The following is a 2,725-nucleotide window of genomic DNA, read 5'->3' on the forward strand; positions in this document are numbered from 1 at the left end:
TTCTGGGACGAGCTCATCATGCGCTTCACGGACGTGGTGCTGAGCTTCCCGTCGCTCCTGCTCGCCACGGCGATCGCCGCCATGCTGGGGCACAGCCTCGTCAACGCCGTGGCGGCCATCGCGCTCTCATGGTGGCCGTGGTACACGCGCATCGTGCGGGCGCAGGTCGTGTCGCTGCGGGAGCGGCCGTTCGTCGAGGCAGCCCGCGCCTTGGGCGTGCCGGGCTGGCGGATCGTGTTCGAGCACCTCGTGCCGAACGCGCTCGCGCCCGTGATCGTGCAGGCGTCGCTGGACTTCGGCTCCGTGATCCTCACGCTGGCGGCGCTGAGCTTCCTCGGCATCGGAGCGCAGCCGCCCCAGCCGGAGTGGGGCCTCCTCGTCAACACGGGGCGCAATTTCTTCCTGACGAACTGGTGGTACGTGACCTTCCCGGGGCTTGCGATCCTCGTCACCGTCGCCGCGTTCAACCTGCTGGGCGACGGGTTGCGCGAGATCCTGGACCCGCGCACGAGGGGGCGCGTGTGATGGCCGGAGACGCGCGCGCGCAGGAGGAGGCGCGCGGGATGGAACCGCTGCTTTCGATCCGCGGCCTGGCGCTGGACATCCTCGGCCCAGAGGGCGCGCGGCCCATCCTGCGCGTCCAGGCGCTGGACCTGTACCCGGGAGAGGTCCTGGGGCTCGTGGGCGAGACGGGGTCCGGGAAGACGTTGACGGCGATGTCGGTGGCGCAGCTGTTCCCCACGCCGCACGCGCGCATCGCCGGCGGCAGCGTGCGCTTGGCCGGACGGGAGCTCGTCGGCGCGGGGCCGCGGGAACTGGCGGCCGTGCGCGGCCGGCGGGTGGGGGTCGTGTTCCAGGATCCGTCGTCGTCGCTCAACCCCGTGTTTCCGGTCGACGAGCCGATCGTCCGCGCGCTCCGCGTCCACCGCGGCCTGAGCCGCGCGGCGGCCCGCGCGGAGGCCGAGCGGCTTCTTGAGCGGGTCGGGCTGCCGGGACTCGCCGGCAAGGGACGGTACCCGCACGAGCTCTCCGGCGGCCAGCGGCAGCGCGTCATGATCGCGCTCGCGCTGGCCGGGGACCCGGAGATCCTGATCGCCGACGAGCCGACGACGGCGCTGGACGTGACGGTGCAGGCGCAGATCCTGCGCCTCCTGGCGGAACTGCAGCGGGAGCGGCGCCTGGCCGTGATCTTCATCACGCACAACGTCAGCCTGCTGGCCGGTTTCGCGGACCGCGTCGCCGTCATGTACGCGGGCGACGTCGTCGAGTGCGGGCCGACGGCCGCCGTGCTCGGCCGGCCGCAGCACCCGTACACGCAGCTGCTGCTCGCGGCGGCGCCGCGCCTGGGGTCCGGGGCGCGCCGGCTTGCGGCCATCGAGGGCCTTCCGCCGTCGCTGCGGGAGCGGCCGCGCGGCTGCGCCTTCGCCGACCGCTGCCCGCGCGCGGCCGAGCGGTGCCGCATGGCGGCGCCGCGGCTCAAGGACGCTGGCGAAATGCACCAGGTGGCCTGCTTCTTCCCGGGAGGTGAGGCGCGGTGACGGATGCGGACGCTCGCGCGGGCGCGACGGCGCCCGTGCTGGAGGTGCGCAACCTCAAGAAGCACTTCCCCGTGCGTTCGGGGCTCCTGCGCCGCGTACGCGGCTGGGTGCCGGCCGTGGACGGCGTCGATCTCGTCGTCGAGCGGCCGGGCACGGCGCACGGCCTGGCGGGCGAGTCGGGCTCCGGCAAGACGACGCTCATCCGCACGCTGCTCGGCTTGATCCCGGCGACGGCCGGCGAGGTGCGTTTCTGGGGCCGGGATGTCCGAGGCCTCAGGGGCGCGGAGTTGCAGGCGTTCCGCCGCTCCGTGCAAATCGTCTTCCAGGATCCGACGGGCGCGCTCGACCCGCGCTGGACGGTGGGGCGTGCCGTGGCGGAACCCCTGCGCGTCCACCGGCCGGACCTTTCGGAGGCGCAGCGGCGGGCGCGCGTGTCGGAGCTTCTGGAGCAGGTGGGCCTCCTCCCGGAGCACGCGCGTCGCTACCCGCACGAGCTGTCCGGCGGGCAGCGCCAGCGCGTGGTGATCGCGCGGGCGCTGGCGCTGGAGCCGAAGTTCCTCATCCTGGACGAGCCGACGTCCGCCCTGGACGTCTCGGTGCAGGCGCAGATCCTCAACCTCCTGCAGGACCTGCGGGAGCGCCTGAACCTGACGTACCTCCTGATCTCGCACGATCTCGCCGTGATCGACTTCCTCTGCGAGCGGACGTCCGTCATGTACCGCGGGCGGATCGTGGAGGAGGGTCCGGTGGGACGTGTCCTGTCGAAGCCGGCGCACCCGTACACGAAGGCGCTCATCGCCTCGCTGCCGCGGATGGAGTCCGGCCGCCTGCCGGAGCCGCAGCTGAAGGCCGGCGGCGCCGCGCCGGCCGGCGGGTGCCCGCTGCAGCCGCGCTGCCCGTCCGCGCGGGCCGTCTGCGCCCAGCAGGAGCCGCCGTTCGTGGATCTGGGCGGCGGCCACCGGGCGCGCTGCCACTTCGCAGGAGAGGTGTGACCCATTGCGCATCGCGACCGACATCGGCGGAACGTTCACGGATCTTGTCGGCATGGATCCTGCGACGGGCGAGGTGATCGTGACCAAGGTGCCGTCGACGCCGCCCGAGTTTGAGCGCGGCGTGGCGGCTGCGCTCGACGCCGCGGCCGAACGGTTCCGGGCGCGGCCTGCCGGGCGAAGCGAGCACTTCCGGGG

The 2,725-nt window shown here is 73.6% G+C and carries 4 protein-coding genes; all 4 read left to right on the plus strand.

Annotated elements, in window-relative coordinates; genetic code table 11:
• Positions 1-525 (plus strand): ABC transporter permease (locus IRZ18_09510; protein MBX5477342.1); only part of this gene is annotated, 525 nt, incomplete at its 5' end.
• Between the two features lie 38 nt (positions 526-563).
• Positions 564-1,538: an ABC transporter ATP-binding protein gene (locus IRZ18_09515; GenBank protein ID MBX5477343.1), complete on the plus strand. Its 975-nt coding sequence runs from the start codon at positions 564-566 to the stop codon at positions 1,536-1,538.
• The gene (locus IRZ18_09520; protein MBX5477344.1) at positions 1,535-2,530 is read left to right on the plus strand and encodes an ABC transporter ATP-binding protein; all 996 of its coding nucleotides are present in this window, start codon (positions 1,535-1,537) and stop codon (positions 2,528-2,530) included. Before IRZ18_09515 ends, IRZ18_09520 begins: the two co-directional genes overlap by 4 nt.
• A gap of 4 nt (positions 2,531-2,534) precedes the next feature.
• Positions 2,535-2,725, plus strand: a 191-nt coding sequence (locus IRZ18_09525) for a hypothetical protein (protein ID MBX5477345.1), incomplete at its 3' end; no start/stop codon positions are given.

The organism is Clostridia bacterium (assembly GCA_019683875.1).
In the GTDB taxonomy this organism is placed as follows: Bacteria; Bacillota; Sulfobacillia; order RBS10-35; family Bu92; genus Bu92.

Bases quoted from the DNA above. Each gene is read 5' to 3' on its own strand.
- IRZ18_09515 (MBX5477343.1), top strand. From the start codon at position 564: ATGGAACCGCTGCTTTCGATCCGCGGCCTGGCGCTGGACATCCTCGGC.